Origin of the sequence: Acetobacter fabarum (genome assembly GCF_011516925.1) — a bacterium.
In the GTDB taxonomy this organism is placed as follows: Bacteria; Pseudomonadota; Alphaproteobacteria; order Acetobacterales; family Acetobacteraceae; genus Acetobacter; species Acetobacter fabarum.
On the sequence record NZ_WOTG01000001.1, the window covers coordinates 331,066 to 352,845 of the forward strand.

Sequence of the window (21,780 nt, forward strand, 5' to 3'; positions counted from 1 at the left end):
TATCATCCCAAGAAGGGAAGATCAAATGCCTTCAGCAAAGCCTTAGCTTCTGCGTCCGTTTTCGCACTGGTCACGAACACAACATCCATACCGCGGACTTCGTCCACTTTGTCGTATTCGATTTCAGGGAAAACAATCTGCTCTTTCAGGCCAAGGGCAAAATTGCCACGACCATCAAAGCCTTTTGTCGCAGGGAGACCACGGAAGTCGCGGATGCGCGGCATTGCAATCGTCACAAGACGATCGAGAAATTCGTACATCCGAGCCCGACGCAGCGTGACCTTACAGCCAATCGGCAGCCCCTCACGGATCTTGAAGCCAGCGATTGCTTTTTTAGCAACCGTTTTGACCGGCTTCTGACCTGCGATAAGGGTCATTTCTGCAACGGCTGCATCCAGCTTCTTCTGGTCACCCGCGGCTTCACCAACGCCCATATTCAGGACGATTTTTTCAAGCCGCGGCACCTGCATTTCGTTGCTATACCCAAACTGCTCACGCAGCTTGGCACGAAGTTCACTCTCATAGCGCTGGTGAAGGCGCGGGAGGGAACGCCCTTCCTGATTCGCACTCATACCTGGCCTCTCAACCTTCAATCACTTCGCCAGTCGCCTTGGCAACGCGAACTTTTTTGCCGTTTTCCAGCACACGGAAGCCAACGCGGGTCGGCTTCTTGGAGGCCGGGTCAACCAGTTTCAGGTTGGAGAGGTGAACAGCTGCCTCACGGGCAATAATTCCACCTTCCTGACCCATGCGGCTAGCGCGCTGGTGACGTTTGGCAATTGCAACACCACGGACAACAGCGCGATCTTCGGAAGGACGAACCTCCAGAACTTCACCCTGCACACCCTTGGAAGAGCCGGTGATGACGACAACCGTATCGCCTTTTTTAATACGGGCAGCCATTACAGCACCTCCGGCGCCAAAGAGATGATCTTCATGAACTTCTTAGCACGCAGTTCACGCACGACCGGGCCAAAAATACGGGTACCGATCGGTTCCTGCTGCTTGTTGATCAGCACGGCAGCGTTGCGGTCGAACCGGATGGCGCTGCCATCGGGACGGCGAACCGGGTAAGACGTACGCACGATAACGGCCTGGTGAACATCGCCCTTCTTCACCTTCCCACGGGGGATGGCTTCCTTGACGGAAACGACGATCACGTCGCCGACCGAGGCAGACTTCCGCTTGGAACCGCCCAGCACCTTAATGCACTGCACCTGACGTGCACCGGAATTGTCGGCCACATCGAGGTTGGTCTCGGGATGGATCATAACCTAGAAATCCTTACGTTAGGCCGACGCGGTTTGTTCCACGCCCACGGCTTCACCGTTGCGGGAAATCACGGTCCACGTCTTACGCCGAGAAATAGGCGCACATTCAACAATCCGCACAGAATCACCGATCTTGCAGATGTTTTCTTCATCATGCGCCGCATACTTCTTGGAGCGACGAATGAACTTCTTATACACAGGATGCATGACGCGACGATCGACAAGAACCGTAACGGTCTTGTCCATCTTGTCGCTCGTCACACGTCCGGTCAGGACGCGCCTCGGCATCGGCTACCTCTCCTCAGGCATTGGCAGCAGATGTTTTTGCACCTGCTGCATTCTTTGCATTCTGCGCAGCAATTGTCTTGATGCGCGCAATTTCACGGCGGACCACACGGACGCGGCTCTGCGCTTCTGTCTGGCCGGTGGCCTGCTGGAAACGCAAGTTGAGCTGCTCACGCTTGAGCTCAACCAGACGGGCTTCAAGCTCGTCTGGTGTTTTAGCGCGCAAATCAGCTGGCTTTACTGCCTTTACCATCTCACGCATCTCCAATTCGGGTCACAAATTTGGTCTTGATCGGCAGCTTGGCAGCACCAAGAGCCAGCGCTTCGCGCGCCAGTTCGGGCGGTACGCCTTCGATCTCAAACAAAATACGACCAGGCTTCACACGGGCCACCCAGAATTCAGGCGATCCCTTGCCAGAGCCCATACGCACTTCTGCAGGCTTTGTCGAGACCGGAATATCCGGAAAGATCCGAATCCAGACACGACCCGCACGTTTCATGGCGCGGGTAATGGCACGACGGGAGGCCTCGATCTGGCGCGCCGTAATACGTTCCGGCTGCAGAGCCTTAAGGCCAAACGTACCAAAGTTCAGTGTGGTACCGCTTTTAGCAAGGCCGTGAATACGACCTTTATGAGCTTTGCGGAATTTTGTCCGCTTAGGGGAAAGCATTGTTTTTTATCCTCTCCTCAGCGCTGAGGAGCCTGTTCGGCCGCCCGGCGATCCTGTGCCAACGGATCATGAGCAAGAATTTCACCCTTGAAGATCCATACCTTCACACCGCAGGTGCCGTAGGTGGTCTTCGCCGTTGCCGTGCCGTAATCAATGTCGGCGCGCAGGGTGTGCAAGGGCACACGACCTTCACGATACCATTCAATACGTGCGATTTCAGCACCACCCAGACGGCCAGAGCAGTTGATCCGGATACCCTGGGCACCCAGACGCATGGCAGACTGCACGGCGCGCTTCATGGCGCGACGGAAGGCTACGCGGCGTTCAAGCTGCTGGGCAATGTTTTCAGCAACCAGAGTCGCATCGATTTCCGGCTTGCGGATTTCAACGATGTTCAGCGCAACTTCCGTACCCGCCATGCGGGTCAGTTCCTTGCGCAGAGCGTCGATGTCCTGACCCTTCTTGCCGATGACAACACCAGGGCGTGCTGCGTAAATCGTAACGCGCGGCTTTTTGGCCGGGCGTTCGATCACTACGCGGGATACGCCTGCACCAGCCAGCTTGCGACGCAGGAATGCACGAAGCTTAAGATCTTCGTGCAGCAGACGGGAATAGTCTGCATCTGCGTACCAGCGGCTGTCCCAGGTGCGGTTGATGCCGAGCCGCAGCCCGACCGGATTGACTTTATGCCCCATAGCTCAGGCCGCCTTCTGCTCGGAAGAAGCCGTGTCAGACACAACGGCCCGCTCGGCTACAACAATCTTCAGGTGACTGAAAAACTTTTCGACGCGTGCGGAACGACCGCGGCCACGTGCGTGAAAACGCCGCATGACAATGGACTTACCCACTTCGGCCGTTTTCACCACCAGCTGATCAACATCGAGCTGGTGGTTGTTTTCAGCATTAGCGATCGCGCTTTCCAGCGTTTTCTTAACCTGCTGAGCGATACGGCGCTTGGAGAATGTCAGCGTCGCAATTGCCTGAGATGCAGGTTTATTACGGATCAGGCCTGCCACAAGGTTCAGCTTGCGGGGGCTAACCCGGATGTTACGCGTGATAGCTTGCGCTTCTGTTTCCGCGAGCGTGCGCGGATGCTTCGGCTTGCTCATCTGTGCTCTTAGCCCCGCTTAGACTTCTTGTCAGCACCATGCCCGTGGAACGTACGGGTGGGAGAGAATTCGCCAAACTTGTGGCCAACCATATTCTCTGTCACCTGCACGGGCAGGAACTTCTGACCGTTATAAACACCGAACGTCAGACCAACGAACTGCGGAAGAATCGTTGAACGACGCGACCAGATCTTGATCACTTCATTCCGACCCGATGCGCGGGATACTTCAGCTTTATTCAGCAGATACCCGTCGACGAACGGACCTTTCCAGACGGAACGTGCCATCTTCTATTGCCCCTTACTTGCCGGTCTTCCGGCGACGGATAATCAGACCGTCCGTCCGCTTGTTGACCCGAGTTTTGTAACCTTTGGTGGGCTTGCCCCACGGCGTAACCGGATGACGACCACCAGATGTGCGGCCTTCACCACCACCATGCGGATGGTCAACCGGGTTCATCACCACGCCGCGGTTATGCGGACGGCGACCCAGCCAACGGGAACGACCAGCCTTACCCATGTGCTGGTTCATGTTGTCCGGATTGGACACGGCACCAACGGTTGCCATGCATTCACCGCGAACAACACGCAATTCACCAGACTGCAGCTTGATCTGGGCGTAGCCGGAATCCTTACCAACCAACTGCGCATACGTCCCTGCGGAACGGGCCAGCTTGCCGCCAGCGCCCTGCTTCAGTTCGATGTTATGGATAATCGTACCCACCGGAATAGCAGCAAGCGGCATAGCATTGCCTGGCTTAATGTCCACACGCGCACCAGCGATGACATTGTCACCAACCTTCAGACGCTGGGGTGCCAGAATGTAGGCCAGTTCACCGTCTTCGTACTTCACCAGCGCGATGAAGGCTGTGCGGTTGGGATCGTATTCGAGACGTTCCACAGTGCCCAGCACATCAAATTTGCGCCGCTTGAAGTCCACATAACGATAGGACTGCTTATGACCGCCGCCACGGAAACGAGACGTGATACGACCGTTATTATTACGGCCGCCCGACTTGTTCTTACCTTCCGTAAGCTGCTTGACCGGCTTGCCCTTCCACAGGTCAGCACGATCAATCAGAACCGTACCACGCAGGCTCGGCGTGACAGGATTAAAGTGCTTCAGTGCCATTAGTTTCTACCCTTGGTCACGCCAGCTTCGCGGTCAGGTCAATGGACTGACCTTCTGCAAGCTGAACGAACGCCTTCTTAACGTCAGAACGCTGACCAATACGCCCTTTAAAGCGCTTGGTTTTACCTTTCTGGACAAGGGTGTTGACGCCAACAACCTTGACCCCGAACAGCGTTTCCACCGCAACCTTGATTTCAGGCTTGCTAGCCGTCATTGCGACCTTGAAAACAACCTGATTTTTTTCAGAAAGCGTAGTCGCCTTCTCGGTAATGACAGGCGTCCGCACGATGTCGTACAGAGCCTCCCGAGAGAGACGCTCGGCTTTCTTGCGAATAGCAAGAATATTCGTCATGCCAGGCGTTCCTTCAGTCCTTCAAGGCCTGCCTGCGTGATGGCAAGCACCTCGTGGTTCAGAATGTCATAAACATTCGCGCCAATGGTCGGCAGAATGTCGATCTTCGGCAGGTTGCGAGCAGCGCGCACGAAATTTTCGTCCACGGATGCGTCCACAATCAGAGCCGAGCCCCAGCCGAGCCCCTGCAGCTTCTTGGCCAGTTCGCTGGTCTTGGTCACGCCGGAAGCGGCGTCCAGAACAACAAGCTTACCTTCAGCAGCCTTCTGCGACAGAGCGGAGATCAGGCCCAGACGACGCACCTTTTTAGGCAGGTCATAGCCGTGATCACGCACAACCGGACCGTGCACAACACCACCAGTACGATACTGGGGAGCGCGCAGGGAGCCCTGACGTGCACTACCCGTGCCCTTCTGGCGGTACGGCTTTTTGGTCGTGCCGGACACTTCGCCCATGCCCTTGACCTTGTGCGTACCAGCGCGGCGCTTTGCCAGCTGCCAGTGCACAACGCGTGCCATTACATCTGCCCGGGGTGCTGCGCCGAAAAGTTCTTCCGGAAGCGTAGCTGAACCAGCCGTGCCGTTATCAAGTGTCTTGATTTCGATTTCCATGATCTCAGGCCTCCGCCTTCACAGCTGCCGGGTACGGCGCATCGCTATGGCGGGCTTTCTTGATCGCATCACGAATGAGAACGACACCATTCTTTGCTCCCGGAACGGAGCCACGAATCATGATCAGATTCTTTTCCGGATCGACCGCTGCGATTTCCAGATTCAAGGTGGTCACGCGTTCATCACCCAGATGACCAGCCATTTTCTTGTTCTTGAAGGTTTTGCCAGGGTCCTGGCGGTTACCGGTCGAACCATGCGAACGGTGCGAAATGGACACACCATGCGAGGCTTCAAGACCAGCAAAATTCCAGCGCTTCATGGCGCCAGCAAACCCTTTACCCTTGCTCGTCCCCGTCACGTCAACCTTCTGGCCAACAACGAAGTGGGAAGCAGAAAGAGCAGCACCGACTTCCAGCGTAGCGTCATCGGCCACACGGAACTCACGAACTGTTTTCTTGGGTTCAACCTTCACGCGGGCAAAATGGCCACGGTTGGGTTTTGTTACGTTTTTCACCTTGGCGTTGCCCATACCCAGCTGGACGGCTACGTAACCATCACGCTCCTGAGTACGAACGTCTACCACCTGCACGTCATCAACGTGCAGAACGGTGACAGGCACATGAGTGCCGTCTTCCTTGAACAGTCGGGACATGCCCAACTTTTTTGCGATCAATCCGGTGCGCATCGTCTGGACCTTAAAGTTTGATCTCGACATCCACGCCAGCGGCGAGGTCGAGCTTCATGAGAGCGTCCACGGTCTGCGGAGTGGGCTCAACAATATCGAGCAAACGACGATGAGTCCGAATTTCGAACTGCTCGCGGCTCTTCTTGTCAACGTGAGGAGAACGGTTAACCGTAAACCGTTCGATATGCGTCGGCAGCGGGATAGGACCCCGAACCCGCGCACCCGTACGCTTCGCCGTATTCACGATCTCTTTCGTGCTGTTATCAAGCACCCGATGATCGTACGCTTTCAGGCGAATGCGGATGTTCTGGTTGTCCATCTGTTTCTTAGTCCAACACTTTACTTGTCCGGGATAACCCGGCCGCCAAGTAAGACCCCAACCGAATAATCGGTCGGGGCCACTCAGTCTCTAATCCTTTATCGATTACTCGATAATGGAGGCAACAACGCCTGCACCAACGGTACGGCCACCTTCGCGGATAGCGAAGCGGAGACCTTCGTCCATGGCGATAGGAGCGATCAGCTCCACTTCCATGGCGCAGTTGTCGCCGGGCATAACCATTTCCGTGCCTTCGGGCAGGTGCACAACACCCGTCACGTCAGTCGTACGGAAGTAGAACTGCGGACGATAGTTGGTGAAGAACGGCGTATGACGGCCACCTTCTTCCTTCGTCAGGATGTAGGCTTCAGCCTTGAACTTCTTGTGCGGCGTAATGGAGCCGGGCTTAGCCAGAACCTGACCACGCTCAACGTCTTCACGCTTCGTACCACGCACCAGAGCACCGATGTTGTCGCCAGCTTCGCCGCGGTCAAGCAGCTTGCGGAACATTTCAACACCCGTAACGGTGGTCTTGATGGTGTCTTTCAGGCCGACGATTTCAACTTCGTCACCCACGTTGACAACACCACGCTCCACACGACCGGTCACAACCGTACCACGACCGGAGATCGAGAACACGTCTTCGATCGGCATCAGGAACGGACGATCAACCGGACGTTCCGGCTGCGGGATGTACGCATCGACTGCGTCCATCAGGTCACGAACGCGGTTTTCACCAACTTCCGGGTCGCCGTCTTCCAGAGTAACCAGAGCGGAGCCCTTGATTACCGGAATGTCGTCGCCAGGGAACTGGTAGGAAGACAGAAGTTCACGAACTTCCATTTCAACCAGCTCAAGCAGTTCTGGGTCATCAACCTGGTCAACCTTGTTCAGGAAGACAACCAGAGCCGGCACACCAACCTGACGAGCAAGCAGGATGTGTTCACGGGTCTGCGGCATCGGACCGTCAGCAGCGGACACAACGAGGATGGCACCATCCATCTGAGCCGCACCGGTGATCATGTTCTTCACATAGTCAGCGTGTCCGGGGCAGTCGACGTGCGCGTAGTGACGGTTTGCGGTTTCATATTCCACGTGAGCGGTGGAAATGGTGATGCCGCGAGCGCGTTCTTCGGGAGCGGCGTCGATCATGTCGTATGCTTTGAACTCAGCGCCGCCGGTCTTTGCCAGGGTCTTCGTAATAGCAGCCGTCAGAGACGTCTTACCATGGTCAACGTGACCAATGGTGCCGATGTTGCAGTGCGGTTTATTCCGCTCAAATTTAGCCTTAGCCATTGTTTACTCCATGCCCCAAAAAATGTCCGGGATGCAGTTGTTATAAGCGCCCCAATCCCTCGACAAGAGGGAAAGCGGAACTTTCACGGATTACCAGCGATAATGACTGAATGCCTTGTTGGCTTCAGCCATACGATGCGTGTCTTCACGCTTCTTCACAGCCGCACCACGATTGTTCACGGCATCCAGAAGTTCGTTGGACAGACGGTCCTGCATGGTGTTTTCACCACGCTTGCGCGCTGCATCGATGACCCAGCGGATAGCCAGAGCCTGACGACGGTCAGTGCGCACTTCGACCGGAACCTGATAGGTCGCACCACCAACACGGCGGGAACGGACCTCAACGGCCGGCTTTACGTTGTCCAGAGCGTTATGGAACAGCGCGATCGGATCGGATGCTGCACCATTGCGACGGGCCATGGCGTCAATCGCACCATAGACAATCTTTTCGGCTGTGGACTTCTTACCGTCGAACATCAGCGCGTTCATAAAACGCGTAATGACGACATCTCCGAACTTCGGATCGGGAAGGATCTCGCGCTTAACAGCACGATGACGGCGACTCATACCTTAACTTCCTCTTATTTCGGACGCTTGGCGCCATACAGCGAACGACGCTGACGCCGCTTGGCGATACCCTGCGTATCGAGAACACCGCGAAGGATGTGGTAACGAACACCCGGCAAATCTTTCACACGACCGCCGCGGATAAGCACAACACTATGCTCCTGAAGGTTGTGACCTTCACCAGGAATATAGCTAACCACCTCATAGCCATTCGTCAGACGCACCTTGGCAACTTTACGCAGTGCGGAGTTAGGCTTTTTCGGTGTCGTCGTATAAACGCGGGTGCAAACGCCGCGCTTCTGAGGGCAGCCCTGCAGAGCGGGCACTTTGTTCCGCTTGACTGCAGGCTTACGCCCTTTGGCAATGAGCTGGTTGATGGTCGGCATGCGCCTTTCCCGATCCTTACACAGTTCGGTCGACCAGCTGCATCTTCTGCGGCTAGCCGACTTTCATTAAAAAGATCCCATCAGGCAACAACCCGGATGGGGCTATATTGGCATCCGGCTCCGCTTCCCCCCGGAAGCCAACCGCATGCTAAAACTCATACAGAGAACCTGAGTGCCCTGCTCATCAATAAAGATAAACAAAGCTGAGGGCTGCTAACTACAGCCCCCCCTACCAGAAGTCAAGCTTTACCCGGCGATTCTCTACTGCACACGCTCAGGAGCCATAAAAAAGGCCGGAGCAATGCCCCGGCCTTTTCCAACTCTTTATTATAAAGAGTTTATTCAGCAGCCGTACGGCTCACGCGCTGTTTGTCCTGTTCTGCGGCAATGGCGCGCAGGCGCTTCATGACGCTCCCCGTCCCTGCCGGGATCAGACGACCCACAATCACGTTTTCCTTCAGGCCCATAAGCTTATCAACCTTACCGGCTGTTGCGGCTTCGGTCAGAACACGCGTGGTTTCCTGGAAGGATGCGGCCGAGATAAAGGACTGGGTCTGCAACGATGCCTTGGTAATCCCCTGCAGCACCGGCATAGCCAGCGCAGGGCGTTCACCCGCATTGAGGCATTTCGTGTTCTCGACATCGAACTCAAGCCGATCCACCGTCTCACCGATCAGGTAGGTCGTATCACCCGGTTCCAGAATCTCTACTTTCTGGAGCATCTGACGAACGATAACCTCAATGTGCTTATCGTTAATCTTCACGCCCTGCAGACGGTAAACATCCTGAATTTCGTTGATCAGGTAATCAGAGAGAGCCTCGACCCCCATGACCTTGAGAATATCGTGCGGAACGCGGGGACCATCGACCAGCGGATCGCCTTTTTCCACAAAGTCACCTTCCTGAACGGAAATGTGCTTGCCTTTGGGGATCAGGTATTCCTGCTCGTGTCCGGTTTCGTCATTCTTCACGACAATACGGCGCTTGGACTTGTAATCCTTGCCGAATTCAACGCGCCCTTCCATTTCCGCAATAATAGCGTGATCTTTGGGACGACGCGCTTCAAACAGCTCGGCCACACGCGGCAGACCACCGGTAATGTCACGCGTTTTGGAACCTTCACGCGGCAGACGTGCCAGCACGTCACCCGCATTCACTTCCGCACCGTTTTCAATCGAAAGCAGTGTTTCGGGTGACAGGAAGTAGCGGGCTTCACCACCGTTATCCAGCTTCACCACTTCGCCGTTGGCATCCTTAAGCTGCACGCGAGGACGCAGATCAACGCCCTTACCTGCCTGCTTGTAGTCAACCACCACCTTGGAGGTCAGGCCGGTCACTTCATCCATACGCTCGACAAGCGTGATGGAATCGATGAGGTCCAGATATTCGATCTTACCGGCTTTTTCCGTGATGATCGGAAGGGTGTAGGGGTCCCACTCGGCCAGTTTCTGGCCACGTGCCACGGTAGCGCCTTCCGTTGTGAGCAAACGCGCACCGTAAGGCACACGGTAGCGGAATTTCTCCACGCCCTTTTCGTCTGTCAGCAGAATTTCACAGTTACGGGCCATGACAATTGGCACGTTCTGGCTGTTCTGCACCACGTTACGGTTGCGGATGACAATCTTACCATCGCGGGATGCTTCGATCATGGACTGTTCAGCACCACGCTGCGCCGCACCACCAATATGGAAGGTACGCATGGTCAGCTGGGTACCAGGCTCACCAATAGACTGCGCCGCGATAACACCAACTGCTTCACCGATGTTAACCGGCGTACCACGTGCCAGATCACGCCCATAGCAGCGACCGCAAACACCAACGCGACTGTCACAGGTCAGCACGGAACGGATATGGATAACTTCCACACCAGAGGCTTCAATACGTTCCGCATCAGCTTCATCAACAAGCTGGTTGCGGGCTGCAATGACCTTGCCAGTCGTGGGGTCCACAACGTCGGACGCAAGTGTGCGGCCCAGAATACGTTCGGACAGGGAGGCAACGACTTCCCCACCATCCATCACCGCACGCACGGTCAGACCGCGCTCGCTACCGCAATCTTCCTCGATAATGATGCTGTCCTGCGCCACGTCAACCAGACGACGGGTCAGGTAACCGGAGTTTGCAGTTTTCAGCGCGGTATCGGCCAGGCCCTTACGTGCACCATGGGTAGACGTAAAGTAATCGAGAACCGACAGGCCTTCCTTAAAGTTGGCAATAATCGGCTGCTCAATAATTTCACCAGACGGCTTGGCCATCAGACCACGCATACCAGCAAGCTGCTTCATCTGTGCCGGCGACCCACGGGCCCCGGAGTGACTCATCATCCACACAGAGTTGATGGGCTTGCCAACTTCCTGACGGGAAATTTCCTTGGTCATGGCAGCCTGCACTTCGTCCGTGCAACGCGACCAGGCATCGACCACCTTGTTATAGCGTTCGCCCGCCGTAATCAGACCATCCTGATACTGCTGTTCAAACTCTTTAACTTCGGCTGCAGTGCGATCGACCAGTTCTTTCTTTTCAGCGGGGATGATCATGTCATCCTTACCGAAGGAAATACCCGCCTTGGCAGCGTGGCGGAAACCGAGCGCCATCAGACGGTCGCAGAAAATGACAGCTTCTTTCTGGCCGCAGTGACGGTAAACCGTATCAATCACGTCCGACACAGCTTTTTTGGTCAGCTGGCGGTTGATCAGGGAAAACGGAATGGTTTCGTGCTTGGGCAGGATCTGCGCGATCAGCACACGACCGGGTGTGGTCACGGCTGTTTCGTAGACGCGCTTGCCATCTGCATCAATCTGCTCAAACCGGGCCCGGATCTTGTCGTGCAGTTTGAGAGCACCGGCATTGAGCGCGTATTCCACTTCCCCGATGGAAGAGAAAGACGCTGCACCGGCTTTAATCAGTTCACCCGTGGTTTCGTCGTATTCGTTCCGGTCCGGCGTAACCTTGAATTCAGGCGTTTCCAGGCTGAGGTAATACAGCCCAAGAACAATATCCTGAGACGGCACGATAATCGGCTTGCCGTTGGCGGGGCTGAGGATGTTGTTGGTCGACATCATCAGCACGCGCGCTTCAAGCTGGGCTTCCAGACTGAGCGGCACGTGCACGGCCATCTGGTCACCGTCAAAGTCCGCGTTAAAGGCGGTGCAGACCAGCGGGTGCAGCTGAATGGCCTTGCCTTCGACCAGCACAGGTTCAAACGCCTGAATACCAAGACGGTGCAGGGTCGGTGCGCGGTTCAGAAGGACGGGATGTTCACGAATAACTTCTTCAAGAATATCCCAGACTTCGGGGCGTTCTTTTTCCACCATCCGCTTTGCGGCCTTGATGGTCGTGGCATGACCATACTTTTCCAGCTTGGCGTAAATGAAGGGCTTGAACAGTTCCAGCGCCATCTTTTTGGGCAGACCGCACTGATGCAGCTTCAGTTCCGGCCCGACCACGATGACCGAACGGCCAGAGTAGTCAACGCGCTTACCCAGAAGGTTCTGACGGAAGCGACCCTGCTTGCCCTTGAGCATATCGGATAGGGACTTGAGCGGACGCTTGTTGGCACCTGTAATCGCACGGCCACGACGGCCGTTATCAAACAGGGCATCCACAGCTTCCTGCAGCATGCGCTTTTCGTTACGCACGATAATATCGGGCGCGCGCAGTTCCATCAGCCGCTTGAGGCGGTTGTTACGGTTGATAACGCGGCGATACAGATCGTTCAGATCGGACGTTGCAAAGCGCCCACCATCGAGCGGCACAAGCGGGCGCAGTTCAGGCGGAATAACCGGAACCAGGTCCAGAATCATCCACTCGGGGCGTGCACCGCTTTCCGAGAAAGCTTCGACCAGCTTGAGGCGCTTGACGAGCTTCTTGCGCTTGGCTTCGGACGTGGTTTCCTTGAGCGCCTGACGCAGCTCTACCTTTTCGGCATCACACTCAATGCGTTCAAGAACCTTCTTGATCGCTTCGGCGCCAATCCCGACTTCAATCCCTTCCTCGCCGTAATCGTCCATTGCATCGAGATACTGCTCTTCGCTCAGGAGAGAATACTGCTTGAGGGGTGAGGTACCCGGTTCAAGAACCAGATAGTTCTCGAAATACAGTACCTTTTCCAAGTCCTTGAGCGTCAGATCGACCATAAGGCCGATGCGGCTTGGCAGGGACTTCAGGAACCAGATATGCGCAACAGGGCTGGCGAGCTGGATATGACCCATGCGCTCACGGCGGACTTTGGCCAGTGTGACTTCAACGCCGCATTTTTCGCAGATGATACCGCGGAACTTCATCCGCTTGTATTTGCCGCAAAGGCATTCGTAGTCTTTGATCGGGCCAAAAATCCGAGCGCAGAACAGGCCATCACGTTCAGGCTTGAACGTACGGTAGTTAATGGTCTCGGGCTTCTTGATTTCACCAAAAGACCAGGACCGGATCTGCTCAGGCGATGCAAGCTGGATCTTGATCTGGTCAAAGGTCATTGCCTGGCCGGTCTGGCCAAGAATTTTCATGAGTTCATTCATGTGCAGAAGCCCCCAAAGGGAAATGGAGCGCTGGAGCAATGGCTCCAGCCTCCTTCTTGAAATAAGTACGGATTGTGGCGGGGAAAATCACCGTTAGTCTGCCCCCTGCTCCAACTCCACATTGAGGCCAAGGGACTTGAGCTCCTTGATCAACACGTTGAAGCTTTCCGGAATACCGGCTTCAAAGTCATCCTGTTCGCGTACAATCGCCTCATAAACCTTTGTTCGGCCAGACACGTCATCCGACTTCACGGTTAGCATTTCCTGCAGCGTGTAGGCAGCACCGTAGGCTTCAAGCGCCCACACTTCCATTTCCCCAAAGCGCTGGCCACCAAACTGCGCCTTACCACCCAGCGGCTGCTGCGTAACAAGCGAGTATGGACCAATGGAGCGGGCATGGATCTTGTCATCGACAAGGTGATGCAGCTTCAGCATGTAAATGTAACCGACAGTCGTCTTGCGCTCAAACTGTTCGCCTGTCCGCCCGTCAATCAACTGCGACTGGCCCGATTTGTTAACACCAGCCTTTTCCAGCATGGCTTCAATATCGGGGATGGAGGCGCCATCAAACACCGGGGTCGCAATAGGCACGCCCTTGCGCAGGTTATTGGCCAGTTCCACCAGTTCGTTGTTGTTCATGTTCGCAATGGCGTCATCATAGACCTTGTCGCCATACACGTCTTTCAGACGGTCCAGCAGGTCCTGACGTTTTTCGCCCGTGCGCTGGTAGTCATCCACCAGTTCGCCAATACCACGGCCGATATTGGCACACGCCCAACCCAGATGCGTTTCAAGAATCTGACCGACGTTCATGCGCGATGGCACGCCAAGCGGGTTCAGAACCAGATCAACCGGCGTCCCATCTTCCAGGAACGGCATGTCTTCAACCGGAACCACGCGGGAGACAACCCCCTTGTTCCCGTGACGACCGGCCATTTTGTCACCCGGCTGAAGCTTACGCTTAACCGCGACAAACACCTTGACCATCTTCATCACGCCAGGCGGCAGTTCATCACCACGCTGGAGTTTTTCAACCTTGCTTTCAAAACGGGCCTGAATACGGGCAATAGCCGCATCAAACTCGCGCCGCAGGGTTTCAAGCTCAGCCATAATGCTGTCAGATGTTACAACAATGTGCCGCCACGTAGCACGGGGCTGTTCGTCCAGAACTTCCTGCGTGATCACCGTGCCGGAGCGGATACCCTTGTAGCCAGCGCCAGCAGTCTGATCGAGCAGCTTTTCACGCAGACGGCTGTAGAAGGAACGCTCCTGAATGGCCCGTTCGTCATCACGGTCTTTGGCCAGACGTTCAATTTCTGCACGTTCAATGGCCATTGCGCGTTCGTCTTTATCCACGCCACGGCGGGAGAACACACGCACATCAACAATTGTGCCCGTCGTGCCGGGTGGCAGACGCAGGGATGTGTCACGCACATCAGATGCTTTTTCACCAAAAATGGCGCGGAGGAGTTTTTCTTCCGGCGTCATCGGGCTTTCGCCCTTTGGCGTAACCTTACCGATCAGAATATCGCCGGGGTTAACCTCGGCACCAACATAGACAATCCCGGCTTCGTCGAGGTTGCGCAGGGCTTCCTCACCAACGTTGGGGATGTCACGGGTGATTTCTTCCTGACCCAGCTTGGTATCACGGGCCATGACTTCGAATTCCTCGATATGGATCGAGGTAAACACGTCATCCTTGGCAATCCGTTCGGAAATCAGGATGGAGTCTTCGAAGTTGTAACCGTTCCAAGGCATGAACGCGACCAGCACGTTACGGCCCAGAGCCAGTTCACCCAACTCCGTAGACGGACCGTCAGCAATAATATCACCTGCGCTAACCTGATCGCCCACATGAACCAGCGGACGCTGGTTAATGCAGGTGGACTGGTTGGAGCGCGAGTATTTACGCAGACGATAGATATCGACGCCCTGTGTGGCACCGCTGGCATCCGTCGAGCGCACAACAATACGTGCACCGTCAATCTGGTCCACAATACCGTTGCGCTTGGCAACAATGGTTGCACCGGAATCACGTGCAACAGCCGCTTCCATACCCGTACCAACCAGCGGCGCATCCGAGCGCACTAGCGGCACAGCCTGACGCTGCATGTTGGAGCCCATGAGTGCGCGGTTCGCGTCATCGTTCTCAAGGAACGGAATGAGCGCAGCAGCAACAGAAACAAGCTGTTTGGGCGACACGTCGCAGGCCGTTACTTCGGTCGGGGGTACCAGACGGAAGTCACCGTTACGGCGGACGGAGATCAGGTCGCTGGTCAGCGCCCCTTCGTCGTTCACCTTGGCGTCAGCCTGAGCAACAACCAGCTTTTCCTCTTCCATAGCGGAGAGGTACTTCCAGCCGTCCTGCAGCACGCCGTCCTTGACCAGACGATACGGTGTTTCGATAAACCCGTATTTGTTCACCTTGGCGTATGTGGCCAGCGAGTTGATCAGACCGATGTTCGGGCCTTCAGGCGTTTCAATCGGGCAGATACGGCCGTAATGGGTCGGGTGAACGTCACGGACTTCAAAGCCTGCGCGCTCACGCGTCAAACCACCCGGACCCAGTGCTGAAAGACGACGCTTATGCGTGACTTCGGACAGCGGGTTGGTCTGGTCCATGAACTGGCTGAGCTGGGAAGAGCCGAAGAACTCACGCACAGCAGCAGCAGCAGGCTTGGCGTTGATCAGGTCATGCGGCATGACCGTATCAATATCGACCGAGCCCATACGCTCACGAATAGCGCGTTCCATACGCAGCAGGCCGATACGGTACTGGTTTTCCATCAGTTCGCCCACGGAGCGAACACGACGGTTACCCAGATTATCAATATCGTCGATCTGACCGCGGCCGTCCTTCAGGTCACACAGAACCTTGATGGTGCGCAGGATGTCATCCTTGCGCAGAACGCGCACGGTGTCTGGCACATCAATATCCAGACGCATGTTCATTTTCACACGACCAACAGCCGACAGGTCGTAGCGGTCTGCATCGAAGAACAGGCCCTGCAGCATGGCTTCGGCCGTTTCCGCCGTTGGCGGTTCACCGGGACGCATGACGCGGTAAATGTCGATCAGCGCTTCATCGCGGCCGCTGTTTTTATCAACGGTCAGCGTGTTGCGGATCCACGGCCCTTTGGCGGAATCAATAGCCAGAACCGGCAGTTCGGTAATTCCGGCTTCTTCAAGTGCAGCCAGACGGGCTTCGGTGATTTCCTCACCAGCTTCACCGTAAATTTCACCGGTGTTCATGTTGACCATGTCGTGGGCGATAAAGCGCCCGATCAGATCAACTTCACCCACCAGCACTTCACGGGTTTTTTCAGCAATCTTGCGAACCAGACGTGCCGTCAGCTTTGTTTCGGCGTCAGCCACAACTTCGCCGGTTTCGGCATCCACCAGCGGTGCCAGCAGCTTGAGGCCGCGGAAAGAGTCCGCATCGAACGGACGCGCCCAGCCCTTGGCAGACTTGGTGAAGGTGACTGTATCGTAGAAGTAGCCGAGGATTTCATTGGCATCCATGCCATGAATATCCAGCGCATCCACATCCCCACCTTCAGCCAGCTTCACTTTGCGCGCAGCGGCGGAGGCAGCACCTTCGAGTGCATAAAGGAGCGTGGTGACGGGCAGCTTACGCTTGCGGTCGATACGGACGTACAGCAGATCCTTGGCGTCGAATTCGAAATCGAGCCAGGAGCCACGGTAAGGAATAACGCGCGCAGCAAACAGGTATTTGCCCGACGAATGGGTTTTACCCTTGTCGTGGTCAAAGAATACGCCGGGGGAGCGGTGCATCTGGCTGACAATAACGCGCTCGGTGCCGTTAACGATAAAGGTACCGTTATCGGTCATGAGCGGCATGTCGCCCATGTAAACCGGCTGCTCTTTAATGTCGCGGATGGAGCGCGAACCGGTGTCCTCGTCCACATCCCACACGATAAGGCGCAGAATGACCTTCAGCGGTGCGGAGAACGTGAGGCCACGCTGGATGCATTCCTCAACATCGTATTTCGGATCTTCAAATTCGTAGCTTACGAATTCCAGACGACCACGACCAGCAAAGTCATTGATCGGGAATACGGAGCGGAATACCTCCTGCAAACCCGTAGGAGTGCGCGCATCAGGCGACACATTGGCCTGAAGAAACGTCTCGTAAGACGCGCGCTGCACATCTATCAGGTTCGGCATCGGGGCGATTTCGGGAATCCGCCCGAAACTCTTGCGAATCCGCTTCCGTCCTGTGAACGATTTGGTGATTGCGTTCATCGTCGCTCCTGCCCCGCCCTTATCTCGGACCATCAGGCTCGTGGTCTGCCGCGAGCCTGATGGTCCGACCTATTTCGGCCAAAACCATACCGGATTTACCCGGCCACCTGCCTCAGATCAACCTGAAACAGGCAAACGGGCGGAGGCATACACCCCCACCCGAGAACCTCAATTTCCTTCACCCCACCGCATATGGGCGGGATCAAGGCAATCTTACTTAACTTCGACGGTTGCGCCGTTATCTTCAAGAAGCTTCTTGATTTTGGCAGCTTCGTCCTTGCTGACGCCTTCCTTAACGGTCTTGGGAGCGCCTTCAACCAGGTCCTTAGCTTCCTTCAGACCCAGACCCGTGATGCCACGGATTTCTTTAATCACGTTGATCTTCTTTTCGCCAGCGGCGGCCAGAATAACCGTGAATTCGGTCTGCTCTTCAGCAGGAGCGGCAGCAGCGCCCGGAGCAGCAGCAGCAACTGCAACAGGAGCAGCAGCGGAAACGCCCCACTTTTCTTCGAGCAGCTTGGAAAGTTCAGCAGCTTCAAGAACGGTCAGAGCGGACAGTTCGTCAACAAGCTTAGCAAGATCAGCCATAGTCAGACTTCCTAATATAAACACTGGTTAGCAAAACGCAACCTCTACACAGAGGCTACGCGTATTTCTTGTACACACCCCCATATGGGAGCATGTGGTCAGGCAGCTTCACCCGTTTTGGCATAGGCCCCAAAAACACGAGCAAGCTGGCCAGCCGGCGCCTGAACAACACTGGCGATGCGCGTAGCGGGCGTGGAGATAAGACCCACGAGCTGCGCGCGCAGCGTGTCGAGCGACGGCAGCTCGGCGAGAGCCTTGATCCCAGCTACATCAAGTACCTGAGAACCAAGAGAACCACCAAGCAGCTCAAGCTTGTCATTGGTTTTGGCGAACTCAACGATCACCTTCGCCACTGATACAGGTTCGTCCGCCCACGCAAGCGCGGTCGGTCCCGTCAGCAACGGCGCGATGCCGCTGAACTGGGTCCCATCCAGGGCGAGAGTTGCCAGCCGGTTTTTGGCAACCTTGTAGTTTGCACCCGCGGCCCGCACCTTGCGTCGCAGATCCGTCACATCAGCCACGGTCAACCCGTTATTACGGGTAACCACAACCATGGACGTTTCGGCGAACACGGCGGCCAGAGAGGCAACAAGGGCCTTCTTTTCCGTACGGTCCAAATCCCGTCTCCGTCTTGTTCCATCAGATCTAAACCTGACAGAACGGGTTGCCCTTTAGGTTCTGCAACAAACAGAACCCGCTCGCCTGTCCTTGATAAACGGAATATCTGGCACTGCCGAAAATTCTCAGCCTGCAACCAGCATCCCCGTCTTACCACGCGCCAGCCCCGAAAGGCCGATTAAGAACAAACTCACGTGTGGTCTCGGACAGGTATAAGAAGTGGTAAACCACTCCTTTATGCACCAGACCAGCCACAAGGGCCAGCCTGGCAACATTCTTACTCAGCCTGCGAAGGCAGAGACGTCCAGCTGTACGCCCGGACCCATTGTGGAGGTCAGGGCAGCCTTCTTCAGATAGGTGCCTTTGGCGCCAGTCGGGCGGGCCTTCTGCACGGCATCAACAAATGCACGTACGTTTTCAGCCAGCTTATCTGCACCGAAGGAAGCCTTGCCAACGCCAGCGTGGATGATACCGGTCTTTTCAGCGCGGTATTCAACCTGACCGGACTTGGCTGCCAGAACGGCACCCTTAACGTCCATGGTCACGGTACCCAGCTTGGGGTTAGGCATCAGGCCACGCGGGCCGAGGATCTTACCCAGACGACCCACCAGAGCCATCATGTCCGGGGTTGCAATGCAGCGGTCGAAAGCGATTTCGCCAGCCTGCACCTGCTCCATCAGATCTTCTGCACCAACAACGTCCGCACCGGCAGCCTTGGCTTCTTCAGCCTTGGGGCCACGTGCGAACACGCCAACGCGCAGGGTCTTGCCCGTGCCGTTGGGCAGGGACACAAAACCACGAACCATCTGGTCAGCATGACGCGGGTCGATGCCCAGATTCAGGGCGATTTCAACCGTTTCGTCAAACTTTGCAGTTGCATTGTCTTTGACGAGGGAAACAGCTTCGTCCAGCCCGTATGCCTTACCGGCAACAACCTTGGCGCGAGCAGCTGCAAGACGCTTGTTCTGAGCCATAATCTTAGCCCTCCACCACATCAAGACCCATGGAGCGGGCAGAACCCACCAGCATGCGTACAGCGCCATCAATGTCGTTTGCGTTCATGTCCTGCTGCTTCTGGGCAGCAATTTCACGCAGCTGATCCATGGTCACCTTACCCACGGAACCGCCCTTACCAACTGTCTGGCTGCCTTTGGAAATCTTGGCGGCCTTGAGCAGGAAGTAGGTGTTCGGGGGGGTCTTGGTGATGAAGCTGAACGTACGGTCAGCATAGGCAGTGATCACCACAGGAATCGGCATGCCAGGTTCAAGGCCCTGGGTCTTGGCATTAAATGCCTTGCAGAATTCCATGATATTCAGACCGCGCTGACCCAGAGCCGGACCAACCGGCGGCGAAGGGTTTGCTTTACCAGCGGGAATCTGAAGCTTGATGTAGCCAACAACTTTTTTGGCCATATCCGGGACTCCTCAAAAATGTACCCGGACCGCGGTTCTTAACGATTCCAGCCTGCACACAAGGTGTTGGCAGAAACCTCCCGCGTTCCGATCAGGAAAGGCGCGCTTACCTGTGCGCAGCATGACTGTCAAGAGGGGCACGTGCTTTTGTGCTGCCACTCAGGTCCGTGCTGGCAGGGTCACGCACGGTTGTAATGCCGCCCGCAGCCGGTGCCTGACGCAGATTGCTGTACTGCAGGGGCTTGAAGGGCATGAGCACACTTTCACCCGTAGGCAGTTGGCCACGGGACCACCCGCCACCCAGAGCGCGAATCAGCTCCACGCGGGCATCAATGGCGCGCGTGGAGGTCTGCACCAGTGCGATCCGGGCATTCAGGGCCGCAACCTGTGCCACCACGACATCCAGATAATTGGTAAGCCCCCCCGTGTACAGCGCCATGGTCATGCCCTGTGTGCGCAATGCGGCATCTACTGCGTTAGACTGCTGCCCCACCTGCACCTTGAGCCTGTTGACCCGGGTCAGCCCGTCCTCAACCTCCTTGAAGGCATCCAGCACCGTGCTGCGGTACAGATCCTCCTTCTCGCGGTACTGCGACCAGCTGCGTTGCAGGTCCGCACGCCGCAACCCACCCTGAAAGAGCGGAAGAAGTGCCTGCGCACCAAACTGGTACATGGAGTTGGAGAGCGATGCGAGGTCGAACCCGTTATCCATAAACCCGGTCGTGGCGTTAAAGGTCACATGTGGGTAGAACGCTGCGCGGGACACGCCTATGGCCCTGTTGGCCTGTGCCATGCGCCGCTCTGCCGCAGCAATATCGGGCCGCCTTTCCAGCAGTGTTGATGGCAGGGCAACCGGCAATGGGCCTTGTGCAAAGTTCAGTGTATCCACCGGCGCAATATGGAAGGAGGCCGGGGCCTGGTTAACCAGTGCGGCAATGGCATGCTCCATAACGTCACGCTGGGTGCGGATGTCGGTTTCCTGCGCCTGCGTGGCATAAAGCTGTGCCTGAGCGCGGGAGACATCCATACCCGGCGCAATGGCCCCTGCCAGACGCATGTTGGTAATCTGCACCGCTGTTTTGTAGTAGCGGATGGAATCCCGGTAAACCGCGCCCTGCGCATCCAGCCCACGCAGCACAACGTAATCGCTGGCAAGCTCGGCCTGCAAACTCAGCCTTGCTGCGGCATAGTCTGCCGCGCGCTCCTGCACGTTCTGCTTGGCCATGCGTGTTTTGTTACGAATGGCGGACCAGAAATCCGGCTCCCACGTTGCAGAACCCGAATACTGCTCAGAGGACATATACATGGGCCCGGTGGAGCCGGCCCCACGCCACAGCCGATGATCCGACCCTTTGTATTTTGCCCCGCCAGCCATACCGCCAATTTGTGGGTAGAGCTTGGATTTGGCCTCCATGGCCAGATCCCGCGCCTGAAGGAAAGCCTCCGCCTGCGCCTGAAGATCGGGGTTAAGGCGCATGGCCTGTTCCTCCAGATCATTCAGTACGGGGTCTCCCAGCACAGTCCACCAGTTGGGGTTTAATGTTGTATCCACCCCACCTGCGGGCTGCATAACGCCACCACCCTGCCAGTTGTCGGGGTAGATAAACCTGGCTGGCTTGTAGCGTGGTGCCATGTCGCACCCTGCCAGAACGGACAGGAGGCAGCTCCCCAGCATAAAGCGTGCGGCAAAAACCCGGC

The 21,780-nt window shown here is 56.2% G+C and carries 24 protein-coding genes; all 24 read right to left on the bottom strand.

The annotated features are described in order from the left end of the window. Nucleotides 1–2: 2 nt before the first annotated feature. The 24 genes from rplE to GOB83_RS01685 all read right to left on the bottom strand — a co-directional run bounded on the left by rplE (nucleotide 3) and on the right by GOB83_RS01685 (nucleotide 21,757). Nucleotides 3–572 (bottom strand): 50S ribosomal protein L5, encoded by a 570-nt coding sequence (rplE, locus tag GOB83_RS01570; RefSeq protein ID WP_048852987.1) that lies wholly within the window; start codon nucleotides 570–572, stop codon nucleotides 3–5. Between the two features lie 10 nt (nucleotides 573–582). Beyond that, nucleotides 583–903 carry a 50S ribosomal protein L24 gene (gene rplX / locus GOB83_RS01575; RefSeq protein ID WP_086647131.1) on the bottom strand — a complete coding sequence of 107 codons (321 nt, stop codon included), beginning with the start codon at nucleotides 901–903 and terminating at the stop codon, nucleotides 583–585. Further along, on the bottom strand, nucleotides 903–1,271 hold the full coding sequence (gene rplN / locus GOB83_RS01580) for a 50S ribosomal protein L14 (RefSeq protein ID WP_025826951.1): 369 nt from the start codon (nucleotides 1,269–1,271) through the stop codon (nucleotides 903–905). Before rplN ends, rplX begins: the two co-directional genes overlap by 1 nt. Before the next feature lie 18 nt (nucleotides 1,272–1,289). Beyond that, on the bottom strand, nucleotides 1,290–1,559 hold the full coding sequence (rpsQ, locus tag GOB83_RS01585) for a 30S ribosomal protein S17 (RefSeq protein WP_086647130.1): 270 nt from the start codon (nucleotides 1,557–1,559) through the stop codon (nucleotides 1,290–1,292). Nucleotides 1,560–1,572: 13 nt separating this feature from the next. Further along, on the bottom strand, nucleotides 1,573–1,809 hold the full coding sequence (gene rpmC, locus GOB83_RS01590; RefSeq protein WP_086647129.1) for a 50S ribosomal protein L29: 237 nt from the start codon (nucleotides 1,807–1,809) through the stop codon (nucleotides 1,573–1,575). Between the two features lies 1 nt (nucleotide 1,810). After that, entirely contained in the window at nucleotides 1,811–2,227 is a 417-nt protein-coding gene (gene rplP / locus GOB83_RS01595) for a 50S ribosomal protein L16 (protein ID WP_025826957.1), read from the bottom strand. A 17-nt stretch (nucleotides 2,228–2,244) separates the two neighbouring features. Continuing rightward, on the bottom strand, nucleotides 2,245–2,922 hold the full coding sequence (gene rpsC / locus GOB83_RS01600) for a 30S ribosomal protein S3 (protein ID WP_086647128.1): 678 nt from the start codon (nucleotides 2,920–2,922) through the stop codon (nucleotides 2,245–2,247). Nucleotides 2,923–2,925: 3 nt separating this feature from the next. Beyond that, nucleotides 2,926–3,336 (bottom strand): 50S ribosomal protein L22, encoded by a 411-nt coding sequence (gene rplV / locus GOB83_RS01605; RefSeq protein ID WP_086647127.1) that lies wholly within the window; start codon nucleotides 3,334–3,336, stop codon nucleotides 2,926–2,928. A gap of 8 nt (nucleotides 3,337–3,344) precedes the next feature. Next, the gene (gene rpsS, locus GOB83_RS01610; protein WP_012812769.1) at nucleotides 3,345–3,623 is read right to left on the bottom strand and encodes a 30S ribosomal protein S19; all 279 of its coding nucleotides are present in this window, start codon (nucleotides 3,621–3,623) and stop codon (nucleotides 3,345–3,347) included. Between the two features lie 13 nt (nucleotides 3,624–3,636). Further along, a complete protein-coding gene (rplB, locus tag GOB83_RS01615; RefSeq protein ID WP_086647126.1) occupies nucleotides 3,637–4,467 on the bottom strand; it encodes a 50S ribosomal protein L2 in 831 nt (276 codons plus the stop codon). 16 nt (nucleotides 4,468–4,483) lie between these two features. Then, complete coding sequence (locus GOB83_RS01620; protein ID WP_165925039.1) at nucleotides 4,484–4,819, bottom strand: 50S ribosomal protein L23; 336 nt, start codon at nucleotides 4,817–4,819, stop codon at nucleotides 4,484–4,486. Next, complete coding sequence (rplD, locus tag GOB83_RS01625; RefSeq protein WP_048852978.1) at nucleotides 4,816–5,430, bottom strand: 50S ribosomal protein L4; 615 nt, start codon at nucleotides 5,428–5,430, stop codon at nucleotides 4,816–4,818. Before rplD ends, GOB83_RS01620 begins: the two co-directional genes overlap by 4 nt. 4 nt (nucleotides 5,431–5,434) lie before the next feature. Beyond that, complete coding sequence (rplC, locus tag GOB83_RS01630; protein ID WP_086647125.1) at nucleotides 5,435–6,115, bottom strand: 50S ribosomal protein L3; 681 nt, start codon at nucleotides 6,113–6,115, stop codon at nucleotides 5,435–5,437. A gap of 10 nt (nucleotides 6,116–6,125) precedes the next feature. Continuing rightward, nucleotides 6,126–6,434: a 30S ribosomal protein S10 gene (rpsJ, locus tag GOB83_RS01635; protein WP_007282720.1), complete on the bottom strand. Its 309-nt coding sequence runs from the start codon at nucleotides 6,432–6,434 to the stop codon at nucleotides 6,126–6,128. Between the two features lie 105 nt (nucleotides 6,435–6,539). Next, complete coding sequence (gene tuf / locus GOB83_RS01640) at nucleotides 6,540–7,730, bottom strand: elongation factor Tu (RefSeq protein ID WP_086647124.1); 1,191 nt, start codon at nucleotides 7,728–7,730, stop codon at nucleotides 6,540–6,542. Between the two features lie 90 nt (nucleotides 7,731–7,820). Beyond that, the gene (gene rpsG / locus GOB83_RS01645; RefSeq protein ID WP_059023537.1) at nucleotides 7,821–8,297 is read right to left on the bottom strand and encodes a 30S ribosomal protein S7; all 477 of its coding nucleotides are present in this window, start codon (nucleotides 8,295–8,297) and stop codon (nucleotides 7,821–7,823) included. Between the two features lie 14 nt (nucleotides 8,298–8,311). Further along, entirely contained in the window at nucleotides 8,312–8,683 is a 372-nt protein-coding gene (gene rpsL / locus GOB83_RS01650) for a 30S ribosomal protein S12 (RefSeq protein WP_003622698.1), read from the bottom strand. Nucleotides 8,684–9,021: 338 nt separating this feature from the next. Then, nucleotides 9,022–13,197 carry a DNA-directed RNA polymerase subunit beta' gene (rpoC, locus tag GOB83_RS01655; RefSeq protein WP_165925196.1) on the bottom strand — a complete coding sequence of 1,392 codons (4,176 nt, stop codon included), beginning with the start codon at nucleotides 13,195–13,197 and terminating at the stop codon, nucleotides 9,022–9,024. A 93-nt stretch (nucleotides 13,198–13,290) separates the two neighbouring features. Continuing rightward, nucleotides 13,291–17,463, bottom strand: a complete 4,173-nt coding sequence (gene rpoB, locus GOB83_RS01660) for a DNA-directed RNA polymerase subunit beta (RefSeq protein ID WP_165925040.1) — start codon at nucleotides 17,461–17,463, stop codon at nucleotides 13,291–13,293. A gap of 213 nt (nucleotides 17,464–17,676) precedes the next feature. Continuing rightward, nucleotides 17,677–18,051: a 50S ribosomal protein L7/L12 gene (gene rplL, locus GOB83_RS01665; protein ID WP_086647122.1), complete on the bottom strand. Its 375-nt coding sequence runs from the start codon at nucleotides 18,049–18,051 to the stop codon at nucleotides 17,677–17,679. 98 nt (nucleotides 18,052–18,149) lie between these two features. Then, complete coding sequence (rplJ, locus tag GOB83_RS01670) at nucleotides 18,150–18,668, bottom strand: 50S ribosomal protein L10 (RefSeq protein WP_048852972.1); 519 nt, start codon at nucleotides 18,666–18,668, stop codon at nucleotides 18,150–18,152. A gap of 282 nt (nucleotides 18,669–18,950) precedes the next feature. Then, nucleotides 18,951–19,643, bottom strand: a complete 693-nt coding sequence (gene rplA, locus GOB83_RS01675) for a 50S ribosomal protein L1 (protein WP_086647121.1) — start codon at nucleotides 19,641–19,643, stop codon at nucleotides 18,951–18,953. A 4-nt stretch (nucleotides 19,644–19,647) separates the two neighbouring features. Beyond that, entirely contained in the window at nucleotides 19,648–20,082 is a 435-nt protein-coding gene (gene rplK, locus GOB83_RS01680) for a 50S ribosomal protein L11 (protein WP_095348979.1), read from the bottom strand. A gap of 106 nt (nucleotides 20,083–20,188) precedes the next feature. Continuing rightward, the gene (locus tag GOB83_RS01685; protein WP_165925197.1) at nucleotides 20,189–21,757 is read right to left on the bottom strand and encodes an efflux transporter outer membrane subunit; all 1,569 of its coding nucleotides are present in this window, start codon (nucleotides 21,755–21,757) and stop codon (nucleotides 20,189–20,191) included. Nucleotides 21,758–21,780 lie beyond the last annotated feature (23 nt).

Coding starts and splice junctions, on each gene's coding strand:
- rpoC (WP_165925196.1), bottom strand. CDS start 13,197: ATGAATGAACTCATGAAAATTCTTGGCCAGACCGGCCAGGCAATGACC.
- rpsG (WP_059023537.1), bottom strand. CDS start 8,297: ATGAGTCGCCGTCATCGTGCTGTTAAGCGCGAGATCCTTCCCGATCCG.
- rplD (WP_048852978.1), bottom strand. CDS start 5,430: ATGGAAATCGAAATCAAGACACTTGATAACGGCACGGCTGGTTCAGCT.
- rplP (WP_025826957.1), bottom strand. CDS start 2,227: ATGCTTTCCCCTAAGCGGACAAAATTCCGCAAAGCTCATAAAGGTCGT.
- rplC (WP_086647125.1), bottom strand. CDS start 6,115: ATGCGCACCGGATTGATCGCAAAAAAGTTGGGCATGTCCCGACTGTTC.
- rplL (WP_086647122.1), bottom strand. CDS start 18,051: ATGGCTGATCTTGCTAAGCTTGTTGACGAACTGTCCGCTCTGACCGTT.
- rpsQ (WP_086647130.1), bottom strand. CDS start 1,559: ATGCCGAGGCGCGTCCTGACCGGACGTGTGACGAGCGACAAGATGGAC.
- rplA (WP_086647121.1), bottom strand. CDS start 19,643: ATGGCTCAGAACAAGCGTCTTGCAGCTGCTCGCGCCAAGGTTGTTGCC.
- rplN (WP_025826951.1), bottom strand. CDS start 1,271: ATGATCCATCCCGAGACCAACCTCGATGTGGCCGACAATTCCGGTGCA.
- tuf (WP_086647124.1), bottom strand. CDS start 7,730: ATGGCTAAGGCTAAATTTGAGCGGAATAAACCGCACTGCAACATCGGC.
- rpoB (WP_165925040.1), bottom strand. CDS start 17,463: ATGAACGCAATCACCAAATCGTTCACAGGACGGAAGCGGATTCGCAAG.
- rpsL (WP_003622698.1), bottom strand. CDS start 8,683: ATGCCGACCATCAACCAGCTCATTGCCAAAGGGCGTAAGCCTGCAGTC.
- rpsJ (WP_007282720.1), bottom strand. CDS start 6,434: ATGGACAACCAGAACATCCGCATTCGCCTGAAAGCGTACGATCATCGG.
- GOB83_RS01685 (WP_165925197.1), bottom strand. CDS start 21,757: ATGCTGGGGAGCTGCCTCCTGTCCGTTCTGGCAGGGTGCGACATGGCA.
- rplV (WP_086647127.1), bottom strand. CDS start 3,336: ATGAGCAAGCCGAAGCATCCGCGCACGCTCGCGGAAACAGAAGCGCAA.
- rpsC (WP_086647128.1), bottom strand. CDS start 2,922: ATGGGGCATAAAGTCAATCCGGTCGGGCTGCGGCTCGGCATCAACCGC.
- rplE (WP_048852987.1), bottom strand. CDS start 572: ATGAGTGCGAATCAGGAAGGGCGTTCCCTCCCGCGCCTTCACCAGCGC.
- rplX (WP_086647131.1), bottom strand. CDS start 903: ATGGCTGCCCGTATTAAAAAAGGCGATACGGTTGTCGTCATCACCGGC.
- rpsS (WP_012812769.1), bottom strand. CDS start 3,623: ATGGCACGTTCCGTCTGGAAAGGTCCGTTCGTCGACGGGTATCTGCTG.
- GOB83_RS01620 (WP_165925039.1), bottom strand. CDS start 4,819: ATGACGAATATTCTTGCTATTCGCAAGAAAGCCGAGCGTCTCTCTCGG.
- rpmC (WP_086647129.1), bottom strand. CDS start 1,809: ATGGTAAAGGCAGTAAAGCCAGCTGATTTGCGCGCTAAAACACCAGAC.
- rplB (WP_086647126.1), bottom strand. CDS start 4,467: ATGGCACTGAAGCACTTTAATCCTGTCACGCCGAGCCTGCGTGGTACG.
- rplK (WP_095348979.1), bottom strand. CDS start 20,082: ATGGCCAAAAAAGTTGTTGGCTACATCAAGCTTCAGATTCCCGCTGGT.